General features: G+C 57.5%; 15 protein-coding genes and 2 riboswitches. Of the genes, 6 read left to right on the top strand and 9 right to left on the bottom strand.

All coding sequences use genetic code 11. The annotated features are described in order from the left end of the window. The first annotated feature begins 14 nt into the window (after nt 1-14). The 4 genes from J7413_RS14625 (at nt 15) to J7413_RS14610 (ending at nt 5756) form a co-directional block, all read left to right on the top strand. Complete coding sequence (locus J7413_RS14625) at nt 15-1802, top strand: sodium:solute symporter family protein (protein WP_209099467.1); 1788 nt, start codon at nt 15-17, stop codon at nt 1800-1802. A 168-nt stretch (nt 1803-1970) separates the two neighbouring features. Continuing rightward, nucleotides 1971-3806 (top strand): DUF294 nucleotidyltransferase-like domain-containing protein, encoded by a 1836-nt coding sequence (locus J7413_RS14620; protein WP_209099464.1) that lies wholly within the window; start codon nt 1971-1973, stop codon nt 3804-3806. A 16-nt stretch (nt 3807-3822) separates the two neighbouring features. Further along, the gene (locus J7413_RS14615; protein WP_209099450.1) at nt 3823-4344 is read left to right on the top strand and encodes a hypothetical protein; all 522 of its coding nucleotides are present in this window, start codon (nt 3823-3825) and stop codon (nt 4342-4344) included. After that, complete coding sequence (locus J7413_RS14610; RefSeq protein ID WP_209099448.1) at nt 4344-5756, top strand: 3'-5' exonuclease; 1413 nt, start codon at nt 4344-4346, stop codon at nt 5754-5756. The genes J7413_RS14615 and J7413_RS14610 overlap by 1 nt, the downstream gene beginning before the upstream one ends. Before the next feature lie 19 nt (nt 5757-5775). Here J7413_RS14610 and J7413_RS14605 read toward each other — a convergent pair whose 3' ends face one another. Further along, on the bottom strand, nt 5776-8103 hold the full coding sequence (locus J7413_RS14605; protein WP_209099446.1) for a PAS domain-containing hybrid sensor histidine kinase/response regulator: 2328 nt from the start codon (nt 8101-8103) through the stop codon (nt 5776-5778). A 526-nt stretch (nt 8104-8629) separates the two neighbouring features. Beyond that, nucleotides 8630-8834: riboswitch (cobalamin riboswitch) on the top strand. A gap of 107 nt (nt 8835-8941) precedes the next feature. Between J7413_RS14605 and J7413_RS14600 the strand changes: the two genes are divergently transcribed. Together J7413_RS14600 and J7413_RS14595 are read left to right on the top strand one after the other, a co-directional pair. After that, the gene (locus tag J7413_RS14600) at nt 8942-10165 is read left to right on the top strand and encodes an aromatic ring-hydroxylating dioxygenase subunit alpha (protein WP_209099444.1); all 1224 of its coding nucleotides are present in this window, start codon (nt 8942-8944) and stop codon (nt 10163-10165) included. Between the two features lie 4 nt (nt 10166-10169). Further along, the gene (locus J7413_RS14595; RefSeq protein ID WP_209099442.1) at nt 10170-11249 is read left to right on the top strand and encodes a hybrid-cluster NAD(P)-dependent oxidoreductase; all 1080 of its coding nucleotides are present in this window, start codon (nt 10170-10172) and stop codon (nt 11247-11249) included. 107 nt (nt 11250-11356) lie between these two features. Here the strand turns inward: J7413_RS14595 and J7413_RS14590 are convergent, their stop codons facing one another. The 8 genes from J7413_RS14590 to J7413_RS14555 form a co-directional block, all read right to left on the bottom strand. Continuing rightward, nucleotides 11357-11866 (bottom strand): DUF2867 domain-containing protein, encoded by a 510-nt coding sequence (locus J7413_RS14590; RefSeq protein WP_247743539.1) that lies wholly within the window; start codon nt 11864-11866, stop codon nt 11357-11359. A gap of 85 nt (nt 11867-11951) precedes the next feature. Beyond that, entirely contained in the window at nt 11952-12338 is a 387-nt protein-coding gene (locus tag J7413_RS14585) for a nucleoside triphosphate pyrophosphohydrolase family protein (protein WP_209099440.1), read from the bottom strand. Between the two features lie 21 nt (nt 12339-12359). Then, nucleotides 12360-12962 (bottom strand): TIGR00730 family Rossman fold protein, encoded by a 603-nt coding sequence (locus J7413_RS14580; protein WP_209099438.1) that lies wholly within the window; start codon nt 12960-12962, stop codon nt 12360-12362. Nucleotides 12963-12965: 3 nt separating this feature from the next. Further along, nucleotides 12966-13937 (bottom strand): class 1b ribonucleoside-diphosphate reductase subunit beta, encoded by a 972-nt coding sequence (nrdF, locus tag J7413_RS14575; RefSeq protein ID WP_209099437.1) that lies wholly within the window; start codon nt 13935-13937, stop codon nt 12966-12968. 12 nt (nt 13938-13949) lie between these two features. After that, complete coding sequence (gene nrdE / locus J7413_RS14570; protein ID WP_209099435.1) at nt 13950-16073, bottom strand: class 1b ribonucleoside-diphosphate reductase subunit alpha; 2124 nt, start codon at nt 16071-16073, stop codon at nt 13950-13952. Next, a complete protein-coding gene (nrdI, locus tag J7413_RS14565; RefSeq protein ID WP_209099433.1) occupies nt 16055-16483 on the bottom strand; it encodes a class Ib ribonucleoside-diphosphate reductase assembly flavoprotein NrdI in 429 nt (142 codons plus the stop codon). Before nrdI ends, nrdE begins: the two co-directional genes overlap by 19 nt. A 5-nt stretch (nt 16484-16488) precedes the next feature. Further along, a complete protein-coding gene (gene nrdH, locus J7413_RS14560; protein WP_209099431.1) occupies nt 16489-16710 on the bottom strand; it encodes a glutaredoxin-like protein NrdH in 222 nt (73 codons plus the stop codon). Between the two features lie 85 nt (nt 16711-16795). After that, nucleotides 16796-16987: riboswitch (cobalamin riboswitch) on the bottom strand. Nucleotides 16988-17376: 389 nt separating this feature from the next. Continuing rightward, a complete protein-coding gene (locus tag J7413_RS14555) occupies nt 17377-17808 on the bottom strand; it encodes an Lrp/AsnC family transcriptional regulator (protein WP_209099429.1) in 432 nt (143 codons plus the stop codon). Nucleotides 17809-17869: the final 61 nt, after the last annotated feature.

Below are 17869 nucleotides of genomic sequence, written 5' to 3'. Positions count from 1 at the left end.
GGACCAGAGGGACAATGAGCCAATTTGCAATCAACTTGCTGTTTGTGGGCGCCTCTTTCGCGCTTTACATCGGCATCGCGATCTGGGCCCGCGCTGGGTCCACATCAGAATTTTACGCCGCTGGGCGCGGCGTTCACCCGGTCACCAATGGTATGGCGACAGCGGCGGACTGGATGTCTGCGGCCTCGTTCATTTCCATGGCGGGCCTCATCGCCTTTACCGGCTATGACAACTCCTCCTTCCTGATGGGCTGGACCGGTGGCTACGTGCTGCTGGCGCTGCTGCTTGCGCCATATCTGCGCAAGTTCGGCAAATTCACCGTGTCGGAATTCATCGGCGACCGCTTTTACAGCCAGACCGCGCGTATTGTGGCGGTTGTCTGTCTGATCGTGGCCTCCACCACCTATGTGATTGGTCAGATGACCGGTGTGGGCGTGGCCTTTGGTCGCTTCCTGGAAGTCTCCAACACCGCTGGTCTGCTGATCGGTGCCTGTGTGGTGTTTGCCTATGCCGTGTTTGGCGGCATGAAAGGTGTGACCTACACGCAGGTGGCGCAGTATTGCGTTCTGATCACCGCCTACACCATTCCAGCGATCTTCATCTCGCTGCAGCTGACCGGCACGCCGATCCCGGCGCTGGGTCTGTTTGGTGAGCACGCGGCCTCTGGTGAGCCTCTGCTGGCGAAACTGGATGCGATTGTCACCGAGCTTGGTTTTGCGGAATACACAGCGCACCACGCCGATACGTTCAACATGGTGCTGTTCACCCTGAGCCTGATGATCGGTACTGCGGGTCTGCCCCACGTGATCATGCGCTTCTTTACCGTGCCACGTGTGTCTGATGCGCGCTGGTCTGCGGGCTGGACGCTGGTGTTCATCGCGCTGCTGTATCTGACTGCCCCTGCAGTTGGTGCCATGGCACGCCTGAACATTTCCGAGCTGATGTGGCCAAATGGCGGCATCTCTGGCGAAGCTGTGACCGTTCAACAGATCGAGAACGAGCCAGAGTATGACTGGATGGCCACCTGGCAGAAAACCGGTCTTCTGGATTGGGAAGACAAAAACGGCGACGGCAAGATCCAGTACTACAACGACAAGAACGCTGATCTTCAGGCGATGGCTGCGGAAAAAGGCTGGGAAGGCAACGAGCTGACCAAGTTTAACCGTGACATCCTTGTGCTGGCGAACCCTGAGATTGCCAACCTGCCATCCTGGGTGATTGGTCTGGTGGCAGCGGGTGGTCTGGCGGCTGCGCTGTCTACAGCTGCGGGTCTGCTGCTGGCGATCTCTTCGGCCGTGTCTCACGATCTGATCAAAGGTGCGATCAACCCGAATATCTCGGAAAAGGGCGAGCTTCTGTCGGCGCGTATTGCCATGGCTGTGGCCATTGCGGTGGCGACCTGGCTGGGCCTCAACCCTCCGGGCTTCGCAGCGCAAACCGTGGCTCTGGCCTTCGGTCTGGCGGCGGCCTCGATCTTCCCGGCGTTGATGATGGGGATCTTCTCCACCAAGATCAACAACACCGGTGCGGTGGCTGGCATGCTCGCAGGTCTGACCGTGACCCTGATCTACATCTTCCTGCACAAGGGCTGGCTGTTCATTCCGGGCACCAACTCCTTCACAGATGCAGATCCTCTGCTGGGTACCGTGAAATCCACCAGCTTTGGCGCGATTGGCGCGGCTGTGAACTTTGCGGTGGCCTATGTGGTGGCAAACATGACCAAAGAGACCCCTGCCGAAATCAAGGCATTGGTTCAAAGTGTGCGTGTACCACGCGGTGCAGGTGCCGCGCAGGATCACTAAGTCCTGACCAAAGGCGACGGCGGCCACTCCCCTTAAATCCGCCGTCGCCCTCCTCCCGTCCCGCCCGGCAGGCCCCGGGCGGGACGTTTGCAAACCGACCATTTCAAAAAGACCCGAACAGGCATTTGGCGGCTTGCCAATCTCGCGCTGTCGGACCAGTGTCTGCCCATGCCACTCACAGTTGAACAAATTGCGCGCTTCCTGAGGTCTGTCCATCCGTATGACAGCCTGCCCACAGAGACGCTCGCTGCATTGAGCGAAACCCTGACAGAACACAGCATGTCAGCGGGGGACGTGATCTATACCTTTGGAGAGACGCTGGAAGCGCTCTATCTGGTGTATTCAGGTCAGGTCGAAATTTTTGATGAATTTGGTGCGGTTGTCTCGCATCTGGGCCTGCGCAACTCCTTTGGTGAGCGTGGCCTGTTGCGCGATGGCACGGCCGCCACAACGGCGCAATGCGAAGAAGACGGCATCCTGCTGCTGTTGCCAAAAGCCCAACTGCAGAGCCTGATTGCAGCCCATGACGCTGTGCGGCGGTTCTTTGATCGTGCGCGCGCGGAAAAACGCCCAGCGGCGGACAATGACCTGGCCAACACCGATATTGCCACCATCATGGCGCGCGCGCCAATCACTCTGGCGGCGACCGACACCGTGCGTACAGCCGCGCGCACCATGGCAGAGGCCGGGATTTCCTCGATCTGTGTGATGGAAGGCGGCACGTTGGCGGGCATCCTGACCACCGGCGATCTGGTCAATCGGGTGCTGTCCAAAGACCTGAGCCCCGACACCGCGTTGCAAGACATCATGACCGCCGCGCCGCGCAGCCTGCCGCCAAATGCAATAGGCTCTGACGTGCTGCATATGATGACGGAGTATGGCTTTGGCCACATCCCGGTGGTGGAAAACGGCAAGCTGGTCGGGATCGTGACCCAAACCGATCTGACCCGGTTTCAGGCGGTCACCAGCGTGGAAATGGTGCGCGAGATCACCCGCGCGGCCTCCGCTGAGGAGATTGCGCTGGTCACGGCACGCATCCCCAAACTGCTGGCGCAGCTGGTGGGATCCGGCCATCGCCATGATATTGTCACCCGCCTGATCACCGATGTGGCCGATATTGCCACGCGCCGCCTGCTGACCCTGGCAGAAGAAAAACTAGGGCCCGCGCCGGTGCCCTATCTGTGGCTGGCCTGCGGCTCACAAGGGCGGCAGGAGCAAACCGGTGTGAGCGATCAGGACAATTGCCTGATGCTGGATGACAGCGTGACCGATGAGATGCGCGATGGCTACTTTGCCGCGCTGGCGCGTTTTGTCTGTGATGGGCTGAACACCTGTGGCTATGTCTATTGTCCGGGGGACATGATGGCCACGGCGGAGCGTTGGCGGCAGCCGATCAGCGTATGGCGCAGCTATTTTCAGGGCTGGATCAACACGCCCAATCCTGAGGCGCAGATGCTGGCGAGCGTGATGTTTGACCTGCGCCCGATTGCCGGGACATGGCAGGGCTTTGACGCGTTGCAGACCGAAACACTTAAGGCCGCAGCGCAGAACTCTATCTTTGTGGCGCATATGGCGGCAAATGCCCTGAAGCATCACCCGCCCTTGGGACTGTTGCGGGGCCTCGTGACCATCAAGTCGGGCGAGCACAAACATCAGCTTGATATGAAACACAACGGCGTGGTGCCGGTGGTGGATCTGGCGCGGATTGCGGCCTTGCAAGGGCGCATCACAGCGGTGAACACCCGCGCGCGGCTGCAGGCGGCCAGCGATGGCAACGCCGGGTTTTCCGCCTCGGGCATTGCGGATCTTTTGAGCGCCTATGACCTGATTGCCGAAGAGCGGCTGAGCCATCAGTTGCGCCAGATCCATGCAGGCGTTGCGCCGGACAATTTCCTCGCACCCTCATCCCTGTCAGACTTTGACAGAAGTCATCTGCGCGATGCTTTTGTCGTGATAAAATCTTTGCAAGGCGCGCTCAGCCATGGGCGCAGCGCCAGCACCTAGGCTTAGGAGGCCAGCGATGTTTCTTGAACTACTCGCCGTGATATTTGCCGGTGTCGCGGGCGCTGGGATCATGATGGTGATCATTCGCGCAACCGGCGGGCGTCTGCCAAAGTGGCTGACGCCGGTGGCGGCAGGTGCGACGATGATTGCCGTGAGCATAAGCTCTGAATACAGCTGGTTCAGCCGCACCAAAGCGAGCCTGCCAGAGGGGCTTGAGGTGGTGGAAACCGTTGAAACCTCGGCGATGTGGCGCCCGTGGACCTATGCGGCGCCAATCACAGAGCGTTTTGTGGCGCTCGACACCGCCTCCATTCAGACCAACGCGGCGCAGCCTCATCTGCGGCTTGGGCAGGTTTATTTCTATGGGCGCTGGTCTCCGCTCAACCGGCTGAATGTGGCCACGGATTGCGCAGGCAATCGCCGGGCTGCATTGATTGATGCGGTGTCTTTTGCCAGTGATGGCAGCGTGGATGGCGCAGAATGGGTGACAGCGGCGCAGGACGATCCGCTGATTGAGGCAATGTGTGAGATTTCCTGATGTTTGCACGGCTTTCTCTGAGACTGCGTGTCTTGCTGTTCTTTGCCCTGCTTGCGGTGGGCGGTGTTGTTGTCGTTGCAGCCGCGTTGCTGGTCGGCTTTCGCAGTGCGCAAACTGATGGGCTTGCGAGTGGATTTATCACCGCAGGTCTGATTGCTGGCTTTGGATTTCTGGGGCTTGTGGCGGGGATATGGCTGCTGTTTGATGAAAACGTTGCCAAGCCCATTCAGGCCATCGCCACCACGTTGCGCGCGCGCGCGCATGCGGGGGCGGCCAGTGAGGTCGACACGCACAGTGCCCGCTATCTGGGGGATCTTGCACCTGCCGCAGAGGCGCTCAGCGTCAAGCTGGAAAGCACCACATCAGACGCCGCGCAGATGGTGGCCTCTGAGACGCAGATGCTCAGCGCGGAACGTGCGCAGCTCACCGCTTTGCTCACAGAGATCCCCGTTGCCATTCTGTTGGTCGGACCAGAACACCGCATTGTGCTCTATGATGGACAGGCGGCTGGCACGCTGGCGCAGATCGCGCCGCCCCGCCTGAATGCTTTAATCTTTGATTATCTGGATGAAACCAAACTGCGCGCCGCGCATCAGAAGCTTATCAAAACCGGCATGGACGTTTCGTTTGTCGCCGCGTCCCCCGATGGCCGTGTGAGCTTTGACGCCCGCCTGAAACCGCTTGCAGATGCCAAAAGCTACATGATCCTGATTGATGAGGCACAGGCGCAGATCGCACCGGATGAGGCGCGCCCGCTGACGTTTGATTTTGAGCTGTTGAGCGCACAACCCACCAGCGATCTCTCTGAGTTGCCGCTGGAGCAGATTTCTTTTGTGGTCTTTGACTGTGAGACCACTGGGCTTTTGCCGCATAAAGACGAGCTGGTGCAATTGGGGGCCGTGCGGGTGCGCCGCAACCAGATTATCGAAGGCGAGCAGATTGACCGGCTGATCAACCCCGATCGCCCCATTCCAGCAACTTCGACCCGAGTGCATCACATCACTGACGCCATGGTCGCGGGCGCCCCGCCCCCCAAAGAGGTGGTGTCGGAGTTTCATCATTTTGTGCGTGACGCGGTGATCGTCGCCCATAACGCGCCGTTTGACATGGCTTTCATACGCCGGCATGGCAATGAAATGGGGCTGACGTGGCAACAACCGATTGTGGACACGGTGCTGCTGTCTGCGATCCTTTATGGACCCACCGAAGTGCATTCGCTGGACGCGCTTTGCGCGCGTTTGGGCGTGGTGATCCCGGAACATTTGCGCCACACCGCGCTGGGCGATGCGCGCGCGACTGCGCAAGTGCTGTGCAAAATGCTGCCCATGCTGAGCGCGTTGGGCTATCGCACGCTGAAGGATGTGCTGGAACAGACGCAAAAATATGGCCGCCTGCTTGACGATCTAAACTGAAACGCTGCGTGCGCAATCGTCAGGTCGGAGTGCGATCTGCGTCGCTTAGACACGTCGCGATACGGCCCGCCACCTCTTTCAGGCGATAGGGTTTGGCCAAGTAGTCATCCATTCCGCTGGCAAGAAAGCGGTCTTTTTCATCCAGACTCACGTGCGCTGTCACCGCGATGATCTTGGATCTATGCGGCTGCCCCTCTTCCAAGGTTCGGATCTGTTGCGCCGCCTCAACACCATCCATGACCGGCATGGAGATATCCATCAAAATAACCTTTGGTTTAAAGCGCTTATATGCCTCGATGGCCTCAAGACCGTTGCTGGCCATCGCATATCGATAGTGGTGCTTTTTTACGATCGCTTCCAGCAGGCGCTGATTGGTCATGTTGTCATCGCAGATCAGCACATCCACCGTGTCGTCGGTGCTTTCTGCGGTTTGTGCATGAGGTGCGACTGCGGTGGCTGACGCAGGCGATGGCGCCTGCGCAGGCGCTTGCGGTTGTTCAATCGTGTCACCGTTCAGGCCTTGAAGCAGAGCTTGTTGCAGCTGTGTTGGCCGCAATGGCTTCATCAGGCGTGTCACGGTTTCGCAGTTGTTGAAACCCGCACTGTGCTGACTGAACAGTACGGAAACGAGCGCCAGCGCATTGTCTGCCCGCCCCAATGCGTCAAGCACACAGTCTTCGGCAAGGTGCGCCTCATCTGCGATTACAAAATCAAACTGCCTTTGCGGCGCATCGTTTTTGCATTTGTTGGCAGGCGCGACATGGCACTCCATGCCCCAACTCTCCAGAAGTTCCGTCAAAATGGCGCGGCGTCTGTCATTTGGATCAAGAACCAACACCGAGCGTCCCACAAGCGCGTCCAGCGCAGGATTTATCAGATCCCCCTGATCGCTGAACTCTATTGGTATGTCGAAGGAGAAGGTCGATCCTGCGCCCAATGCGCTGTCTACAGAGATGTCGCCGCCCATAAGATCGATCAGCGTTGCGCAGATCGCAAGACCGAGCCCGGTGCCACCATGACCACGGTTATAGGCTTCATCGATCTGCGCGAATTCATCAAACACACGATCCAGGTGTTTTTCTGCGATGCCACAGCCGCTGTCCTGAACACAACACTGCAAACGCGGTGTGGTCAGCTTTGGGTTCGTGTCGACGTTGACATCAATATGCACAGAGCCCGCATCGGTGAATTTGATCGCATTGCTGACAAGGTTGAGCACCACCTGATTGATCCGCCCGGCGTCGCCGACAATGGTTTGGGGGGCAGACGGGTCCACACGCACGGTCAGATCCAGGTCTTTCTCTGCGGCGCGCGCGGCCATCAATGCGCCTGCGTTTTCAAACACCTCAGACAGGGCAAAGGGGTGTGGGTGCACAGTCATCTGCCCTGCCCGCAGTTTGGACAGATCCAAGATATCGTTGATGATTGCCAGAAGCGACTCACCACAGCTGTTGATCGTCGACACAAATGCGCTTTGCTCCGGGTCAAGCGCGGTATCCGCGAGCAAATCTCCGGTGCCAATAATTCCGTTCAAAGGCGTTCTGATTTCATGGCTCATCACCGCCAGAAACTCGGTTTTGGCGCGGTCTGCCGCTTCGGCCCGCTCCTCTGCCTCTTTCATCACCGACACGTCGGTTTCGCTGACCATCAGCACAACACCACCGTCTACCGCGTCGATGCGCTTCTGAACGATGATTTCGTGCCAACGTTCCCCGCGTTCAGTTTTCACACGCGCGACGTTTCGGGAATCCTGCCCTACCGACAGAGAATTCTGGAGTTCGGTCGCGAGGTCGTTGTCGGTGAAACGTGCAAGAAACGGTTGTTTGGGGTCGTAACTCTCCCGCGCTGCGGGATTCTGATACAGCACCTCACCGCTGTCTCTATACAGAGAGATCGCAACAGGCGTGTGCAGCAGCGCCTCGGCACTGCGAATTGTGGTTGGGGCACGCTGCGCATCGGTGACCGCTTCGCTCAGCATTGCGATACGCCCATCTGGCAAAGTGACCCCATGCAGAGACACGTTCATGTGCTGGGGCTTGCCGTCTGGATATAGGGTCCAGGTCTCATTCAGGGTCAGTTCAGGGTCCGCGAGGTCGATGCGATACTGGGCCAGGCGTGCGCGCACAGTCTCTGACATATCTGTGCTCAGATCACGCGCGCTGAGAGACTCTATGCTGTCTGCATTCCAGATCCGAAGCGCAGCCGCATTGGCCCAGACGACGCGGAAGTGATCAAAATCATAAATCCACATGGCTGTGGCCAGTCGATCCGCCTGTCGCGCAACGATGATATCAAGATCTTGCCTATCCGCGTGTGCACATTCCATGACACGAAAACCTTCACTCATTTCGTCATTCAGGCAAACCGAACCCAACACACGCACCGCAGGACACGCAGTGAAAACCAAAGGCGCAACACTGGCCTTTTGCATAGGTTTTCCACAAAGCCAAACCGCCTGACACCTTTTGCGTCAGCTCGGCGTTCTGCCCACCAATCAAGGGTACCGCTTGCGCCCTGCGAACAAATCACTGGCATTTCAACCGAGGAATGTGCGGACAAAGCAAGCCCTGCCTTGATACTTAAAACCACCCACAAACGCTACCTATCCAAAGAGGTTATACACCCCTGTCCGAAAGTCAGCGCCCGTGCGCCTGAGCCTACCTACGGAACGAAAATAGCAGGTTAATTTTTTGCATGAGCCTGCGCGATCTGGTCGTCTTTTTTGCCGAAGGATACCGATTGGGCAAAGGCTGGGCCTGCCGATTGGAGCGTCGGCGACTGGTCAGCTTGATTTGCAACTTTTGGCTGAATGGGAAATGTCTGATTTGTTTTCGAAAATGTCGTAAAGCTCTTAGCAGGCCAAGATGTGTTCCCATACTCCAGAATTGTGAGGTGCCGCCCTGTCGCACAGAGAGGGTGGAGAATTGGGAAGCCGGTGAAATTCCGGCACTGCCCCCGCAACGGTAAAGAAGGAAAGGTTCGGCAAGCGACCACTGGGATCATCGTCCCGGGAAGGTGCCGACACCGGGTGAAAGCCGCTTCTGAGTCCGGAAACCAGCCTTGCATCATGTCAAACCGCGGGTGGCGGTGGGGGCTGTGTTGCAGGCGTGATCCGGTCACGGCTGTTGGGCTCTCCTTTGTCACTCGCTCAAGCAACGCCGCGGGGTGCGGCAGGAGAGCCAGAAGTGAACAACATTCAAACCCTATTGGCCCATCGTCAGCCAGGGCGCGCGCTTGAGCAAGCCTTCTACAACGACGCTGACATATTCCAAACAGATCTGGAAACCATCCATTATCGCGAATGGCTGTTTGCCATTCCCGCCTGTGAGCTGGAGAAAGCCGGCAGCTATGTGACCTATAACGTTGGCACCTATCGTGTGATCATTGTGCGCGGCGCAGATGATCAGATCCGCGCGTTTCACAACACCTGCCGCCATCGTGGCTCGGTGATTTGCAAGGCGGCCAAAGGCCATGCGCCCAAGCTTGTGTGCCCCTACCATCAATGGACCTATGAACTTGATGGCTCTTTGCTGTGGGCGCGGGATATGGGCCCTGAGTTTGATCCGAAACAACATGGGCTGAAAACCGTGCACTGCCGGGAGCTTGCTGGTCTGGTTTATATTTGTCTGGCGGAGGAAGCGCCGGATTTTGACACTTTTGCCAACACAGCGCGCCCCTATCTGGAGCCGCATGATCTGGGCAATGCCAAAGTGGCGTTTGAGAGCACGATTGTCGAAAACGGCAATTGGAAGCTGGTGTGGGAAAACAACCGAGAGTGTTATCACTGCGGCGGCAACCATCCGTCCCTCTGCCGCACTTTCCCGGATGATCCGGCCATCACCGGGATCGAAGGCGGTGAAACACCGGCAGAGATGCAGGCCCACTTTGACCGCTGCGAGGCGGCTGGGCTGCCCTCCCAATTCTATCTGCACGACGATGGGCAATACCGATTGGCGCGGATGCCCCTGAAAGAAGGCGCAGAAAGCTACACTCTGGATGCCAAATCCGCCGTGCGCCGCTGGCTGGGACGTGCGCCATTTGCGGACGCGGGCGCCTTGCTGAAATTTCACTACCCCACCACATGGAACCACTTCCTTGCGGACCACTCAATTGTGTTCCGCGTGACCCCGGTGAGCCCGACGGAAACCGAAGTCACCACAAAATGGCTGGTCAACAAAGATGCGGTGGAAGGCGTGGATTATGATCTAAAGCGCCTGACCGAAGTCTGGATGGCCACCAATGATGAGGACCGGCAGGTGGTTGAGGACAACCAGCAGGGCATCAACAGCCCCGCTTACGTGCCAGGCCCCTACTCACAAACCCAGGAATCCGGCGTGATCCAATTTGTCGAGTGGTATTGCGCGACATTGAGCAAGCGACTGGCCCCAGAAGCCGTAGCAGCGGAGTGATAGGATGAAAGATCTTCAGTCAACACCCGCAACTTGGAATGACAGCGAGCCGCTGGAATGCGTGACGGTCGTGCCCGAAGTGCCCAACACCGCCAGTTTTTCGTTCCGGGCCCCGTCAGGTGCGCTGTTCGCTTATGAGCCGGGGCAGTTTCTGACACTTGAAATCCCGGCGCCGGGCCAGCCGGGGGGCGTGGTGCATCGCACCTACACAATTTCTTCGTCCCCGTCGCGCCCCCGTTCGATCACCATCACTGCCAAGGCGCAGGAGGACAGCATCGCCACACGCTGGATGCTGGACAATCTGCGCCCGGGCACGCGGATCAAGGCGATTGGCCCCGCCGGGCTGTTCACCAACGCCCAAAGCCGCGCGAAAAAGTACCTGTTTATCTCCGCAGGCTCCGGCATCACACCGATGATGTCCATGACCACCTGCATGTGGGATGAAGGGCAAGAGCTTGACGCGGTCTTCATCAACTGCGCCAAACGCCCCTCAGAGATCATCTTCCGCCAGCGGCTCGAACAGATGGCCAGCCGCACCCCCGGGCTGGATCTGAAGTTTGTCGTCGAAGAGGCAGACCCCTACGCCCCTTGGACCGGCTATCTGGGCCAGTTCAACCAGCTGATGCTGGGCTTGATGGCGCCGGACTATCTGGAGCGGGAGGTCTATTGCTGTGGGCCGGAGCCTTTCATGACCGCGGTGCGCGAAGCGCTGGCCGGGCTGGGCTTTGACATGGACAACTACCATCAGGAGAGCTTCGGCGCACCGGTGGAAACTGAAGCCGAACAGCCCGCGTTGGATGATGTGGTGCCTGATGAGGACAGCAAGGCGGAAATCCATTTCGCCACCTCTGACGTCACCGCGAAAGTGGCCGAAACCGAAACCGTGCTCGCCGCTGCGCGTTCGGTCGGGCTCAACATCCCTTCAGGCTGCACCTTCGGCGTCTGCGGCACCTGCAAAGTCAAAAAGACCGAAGGCGAGGTGCATATGGTCCACAACGGTGGCATTTCGGACGACGATATCGAAGCCGGTTACATCCTCGCCTGCTGCTCCAACCCGATTGGAAAAGTGGCAGTAGAGGTCTGAGCCATCGCGCTTAGGCAGAAAGAAAGGCCCGGCACACATGCCGGGCTTTTTTATGGGGGGGGGAGCATCAAGTGGCTTCGGCGCGGGCAAAGCCCCCGTTTCAGCTGTCAGCCAAGCTGCTTTTGGTAACGCCGGAACATGCCTCGTACGATCCAGCGATGGGCTATCCCAACTGGGATCATATAGAGACGTCCGAACAGATTGTGTACGCAGACTGAGGATGTCACCGACAGCTTCTTCTCATGCGTGGAAATGCAGGTCATGACATCAAGATGGCGGTCTCTTTCGGTGAGCACCAAACACGTGTCGTCAACGTATTCCACAAGAAAAAAGTCCAAATATTGACCAGAACTTACGGTTTCCACCGATTTGCCGCTAAACCCGCCAATGCGTTTGACGCCAAAGACGGAAGAAATCGCATCCCGTATTTGAAAAGCCACTTTCAGAAACGGCTGAGGATCGCGCGTCATGCCATTCCATGCGGTCAAAGCGCGCATATGCTCAGGCAAGAGCATGTCTTGCCGATCATAATAATAGAGCTCCGGCAGAGGGCGTAAAATCCGAATGTTGGTGTTTGGCAGTTGGATCATAGTCACAATATAGCTGCGATGCAGCATCGCTCACATGCGCTGAATTGACACCTTATCCGCTCTCCGCAGGCCCCATGCGTTTCGCCAAACTCTGCCCGAACTCACGCAGCATTCAGCCGTCCTTCAAGACCCGCGCCAGATCGGGCGGGCGGAAATCCGGCCCCTTCAGCACTTTGCCATCTGCACGCAGCACTGGGCGGCCGTCCGCGCCGAGTTTGGACATGTTGGAGGCATGCACCTCTTCCATACCCGCTTGTTTGACCCCATGCAGGCCGAACTCCAGAAAGGTGCCGTCCAGAACGTACTGGATGTCACACAGCGCATCGAGCACCTCGACCATATCGCCCGCTTCCACGGCTTCGCGCAGCTCCGCCACCTCTTCCTCAAGGATCGCCAGCCGCATCTCTGCGCGGGTTTTGGGAATGCTGGGCGCATCCACCACGGGCACATCAAAGGCCTCGTGCCATTCGCGTACAATCGAAAGCGTGTCTTTGGCCATTGAAATGCCCTGTCTTGGATGTCAGTTCGATGTGTCAGAGACCGCCTGTGCCGTCTCATAGGTTTTGCGGGCGGGCGGCTTATAGGCGGCAAATCTGTTTAGGATCGCTCCGGGATCAGGCTCCACAATCAGCATCTCGCGATAGCGCGCATTGATGAAGCCCGCCGCGACCATGTCGTCGACCATGCACAGCATGGAGTCAAAATACCCATTGATGTTCAAAAACCCGATGGGTTTTTCATGCACGGCGATCTGCGCCCAGGTCCATTGCTCAAACGCTTCTTCCAGCGTCCCGGCGCCGCCCGGCAACACAAGAAAGCCATCCGCCATTTCGCTCATCTTGGCTTTGCGTTCGTGCATCGTGTCCACAACGATCAGCTCGCTCAGGCCCGTGTGCGCAATCTCGCGCGCCACAAGATGCTGGGGCATCACGCCAATTGCGCGGCCTTGCGCGGCCATCGCCCCGTCGGCGACAGCGCCCATCAGACCGACTTTGCCGCCGCCGTAAACCAGCGTCAGATCACGCGCCGCCAGTGCGGCACCGGCCTCTGTTGCACCTTGCAAAAATGCAGGGTCGCTGCCAGAGGCCGATCCACAAAACACGCAGATTGTATTGAGCGTCACGCCTTAGAAATCCCAGTCTTCGTCTTCGGTCGCGACCGCTTTGCCGATCACATAAGAAGAGCCAGAGCCAGAGAAGAAGTCGTGGTTTTCGCTGTCCGGGCTGAGCGCGGCCAGAATGGCGGGGTTCACCTCGGAGACTTCCGGCGGGAACAGCGCTTCAAAGCCGAGGTTCTGCAGGGCTTTGTTGGCGTTGTAATGCAGGAAGACCTTCACGTCCTCAGTCAGGCCCAGCTCGTCATAAAGCTCTTCGGTGTATTGGTTCTCAATCCCGTAAAGCTCAAACATCAGGCCAAAGGCATAATCCTTCAGCTCCTGCTGGCCCGCTTCATCCAGCTGCTCATAGCCACGCTGGAATTTGTAACCGATGTAGTAGCCATGCACCGCTTCATCGCGAATGATCAGACGGATCAGATCAGCGGTGTTGGTGAGCTTGGCACGGCTGGACCAATACATCGGCAGGTAGAAGCCGGAATAAAACAGGAAGCTTTCCAGAAACACCGATGCAATCTTGCGCTTCAGCGGGTCATTGCCCGGCGCATAAGTATCAAGGATCGCTTTGGCCTTGGCCTGCAGATGCGGGTTTTCTTCGGACCAGCGGAACGCCTCGTCAATCTCTTTGGTTGAGCAAAGTGTTGAAAAGATAGAAGAATAGCTGCGCGCATGCACCGCTTCCATAAAGGCGATATTGGTCAGCACTGCCTCTTCATGCGGGGTGATCGCATCGGGCATCAGCGCGGGCGCACCGACAGAGTTCTGAATGGTGTCGAGCAGCGTCAGCCCGGTGAACACACGAATGGTGAGCTGTTTTTCATGGTCGGTCAACGTGCCCCAGCTGGGGATGTCGTTGGAGAGCGGCACCTTCTCCGGCAGCCAGAAGTTGACGGTCAGACGGTTCCAGACCTCAAGGTCTTTGTCATCGTCCAGACGGTTCCAGTTGATGGCACGTGGGATGCGGGTTTCGATCATGTCTTTCATGTCAGGCTTCCCTTACAGCGAGCAGGATACGCAGCCCTGCACCTCGGTGCCCTCAAGGGCCTCCTGGCGCAGACGCACGTAATAGATGGTTTTGATGCCTTTTTTCCAGGCATAGATTTGCGCGCGGTTGATGTCGCGCGTGGTCGCTTCGGCCGGGAAGAACAGGGTCAGAGACAGGCCCTGATCCACGTGTTCGGTGGCCGCCGCGTAGGTATCAATCAGCGCCTCGGGGCCGATTTCATAAGCGTCGCGGTAATACTCGAGGTTCTCATTGTTCATGAAGGCGGCCGGATAGTAGACGCGGCCGATTTTGCCTTCTTTGCGGATCTCGATTTTGGAGACAATCGGGTGGATCGAGGAGGTCGAGTTGTTGATATAGGAGATCGAGCCGGTGGGTGGCACCGCCTGCAGGTTGCGGTTGAATAGTCCGTGTTTCATCACGTCTGCTTTCAATGCCGCCCAATCCTCACGGGTTGGCAGATCAACCCCTTCAAACACCGCTTTCACCTTGTCGCTTTCGGGCAGCCAGTCCTGCTCGGTGTATTTGTCAAAGAACACACCGGAGGCGTAGTCGGAATTTTCAAACCCTTTGAAGGAGGCTTTGCGCTCCTGCGCGAGATCGCAGGAGGTGCGGATCGCGTGATAGGCCACAGCTGCGAAGTAGACGGAGGTGAATTCCACGCCTTCTGCGCTGCCATAATGGATGTGCTCGCGCGCAAGGAAGCCATGCAGGTTCATCTGGCCAAGGCCGATGGCGTGGCTGTCATCATTGCCTTTGCGCACCGATGGCACGGAGTCGATCGCCGACATTTCCGACACAGCGGTCAGCGCGCGGATCGCAGCACCCACGGTGCGGCCCAAATCCTTGCCATCCATGGTTTTCGCGATGTTGAGCGAGCCAAGGTTACAGGAAATATCGCTGCCCATTTTGGCATAGCCGAGGTCTTCGTTGAACTCGGACGCCTCATTGACCTGCAGGATTTCAGAGCAGAGGTTGGACATGTTGATCCGGCCCTCAATCGGGTTCATCCGGTTCACCGTGTCCTCAAACATCACGTAAGGGTAGCCGCTCTCAAACTGGATTTCGGCGATGGTTTGGAAGAATTCGCGGGCGTTCACTTTGGATTTGCGAATGCGCTTGTCCTCGACCATCTCATGGTATTTCTCAGACACCGAGATTTCAGAGAAAGGCACGCCATAGACCTTCTCCACATCATGTGGGGAGAACAGGTACATATCAGCGTTTTTCTTGGCGAGCTCAAAGGTGATATCGGGAATCACCACGCCCAGCGAAAGCGTTTTGATGCGGATTTTTTCGTCTGCGTTTTCGCGCTTGGTGTCCAGAAAGCGCATGATGTCTGGGTGGTGCGCGTTCAGATAGACCGCGCCTGCGCCCTGACGTGCGCCAAGCTGGTTGGCGTAAGAAAAGCTGTCTTCGAGCAGCTTCATCACCGGGATCACACCAGAGGATTGGTTTTCGATGCCTTTGATCGGCGCGCCGTGTTCGCGGATGTTGGTCAGCAAAAGCGCCACACCGCCGCCACGCTTGGAGAGCTGCAGCGCGGAGTTGATGCCGCGGCCGATGCTTTCCATGTTGTCTTCCAGACGCAGCAGGAAGCAGGAAATCAGCTCACCGCGAGAGGCTTTGCCCGCGTTCAGGAAGGTAGGCGTGGCCGGCTGGAAACGGCCCTCCAGAATCTCTTCCATAAACGCCATTGCTTCGTCCTCGTCCCCACGCGCGAGCGCGAGAGAGGTCATCACCACACGATCTTCATAGCGCTCAAGATAGCGCTGACCGTCGCGGGTCTTCAGCGTGTAGGAGGTGTAGTACTTGAATGCGCCGAGGAACGTTGGGAACCGGAACTTCTTGGCGTAAGCCGCATCCCAGATCGCGCGCATGAAGTTCTTGGAATACTGATCGAGAACGGCTTCTTCGTAGTAGCCCTCTTTCACCAGATAGCCGAGCTTTTCATCCAGCGAGTGAAAGAAAACAGTGTTCTGGTTCACATGCTGCAGGAAATACTGACGCGCCGCCATGCGATCCGCATCAAAGCGGATTTTGCCGTCCCCATCATAGAGGTTCAGCATGGCATTCAATGCGTGATAGTCCTGCTCGTTCACTGTGCTGTCGAGCATAGCGGTCTCCCAATCTTTTCCAGCCCCGCACGAACGCGGGAGATATCGGTTTCAGTGCCCGCAAGCTCAAAGGTGTAGAGCAGCGGAACGTTGCATTTTTCTGCGATCACGTGACCAGACAGAGCGTAAGTGGCTCCGAAATTGCGATTTCCCGAGCCGATCACCCCCACAAGATGTGCGCGTTTGGTGGCGTCGTTGAGAAATCGGATCACCTGTTTTGGTACAGCCCCCCGGCCCTGCCCATCCGCATAGGTCGGGCAGATCAGAACAAAATCTTCTTGTGGGTCAGGGAGCGGCGCGTCGGGATCTTCGGAAATGCGCGCGGCTTCAATGCCAAGCCGCGTCACAAACCGATGGGTATTTCCCGATTTTGAAGAAAAGTAGACAAGCGCCGGAAATTGGCGGCTCACCTCCCTTAAGCCAGTTGAGCGATCATGTCTGGGCGGAAGCCAGACCAGTGATCTGCACCGGCAACAACCACGGGTGCCTGACGATAGCCAAGCTCGGTCACGCGGGTCAGCGCGCCGTCATCTTCGGTCAGATCAACCACATCATATGTGATGCCTTTGGCATCCAGGGCACGGGTGGTTGCGGTGCATTGCACGCAAGCGGGTTTTGAATAAACGATGATGCTCATCTGTCCTCTTTCTTCTTTTAAAACTCGAGGACGCAAGGCAGCAGCCACTACCTATCAACACGCCCCCGAACCCTCCGTTCGTGGTCATTCACTCAGCGCTTGCGGCAGGTCTCCTGGCTCGCAGATTAACGCTTGGGTGGCCTTCCCAAAATTGTATTTTCAGTGGCGTATTCACCCTTGCACTCTACTTACAGTTGCGGGGGCAGCGCCGGATTTTCACCAACTTCCCTCTTAGCTTCCGATATGAATCGAAAGAACCGAAGCAACACCATATTGGGTCGCAAAGCTGTGATCTGTCAATATGTAGAGTAACGAAGAGTTAGCAAAAGTGAGGATCGCTGCGAAAAAACTGGGGATATCTTTGGGGGCAACTTTGTCGGCGCAGAATTTAAGGGCTGACTGCCCCGTTCCACGTGCGTGCCACAGAAACCCATGCGGTCTGCATGAGAAAAGGGCTTCTGGATCGCGTGCATTGCTAGGCTTTCTATCGCCGAACGGCAAGCCACTTCCGACAGAAAGACGCGCAAAAGTTTATGACCTGCGCGCACGCGCCACAGCAATACGCGCTTGTGAAATCCTGTGATTTTTGACTGGTCCAATCGCACTGAGTCGCCGATTGAGGCAAAACCGCACACATACTATATATAGTATGCCGCCAAATCTGGCTCAGAACTCCCGATGCAGGGCCATATGGGTCTGCGTCTGCTTCACACCGTCAATTTTGAAGACCCGCTCCACCACCTCTCGCAGCTCCTCTTTGTCACCGGGCCGAACGACCAACGCAAAGTCATGATCCCCGATGATCCAGGTGCAACTTTGGATTTGTGGGATTTTCTTCGCTGCGCTTAGAAATCCATCAAAATCGCTGCGCACTTTAAGTGCCACAAAAATGATCGCACCAAATGAGGCGTCACTGGGGCTGGCTGGTTCTGTGATGCCGTAGCCAAGAATCCGCCCTTCCCGCTCCAGTCGCGCAATCCGCGCGGTCACAGCAGTGCGTGAGCGGCCGACCTCATTGGCAAGATCTGATACAGAGATCCGCGCATTGCGCCGCAGCGCGTTGAGGATCAGGCTGTCTACATCATCGAGGTCTGGCATTGCGGGGGCGCTAGAGAAATTGACTATACAATAGGCATATTGACTATCTCTTTGGTGAATT

The organism is Shimia sp. R10_1 (genome assembly GCF_017744095.1).
Classification (GTDB): Bacteria; Pseudomonadota; Alphaproteobacteria; order Rhodobacterales; family Rhodobacteraceae; genus Shimia.
This window is presented reverse-complemented; position numbering and strand designations above follow the sequence as displayed.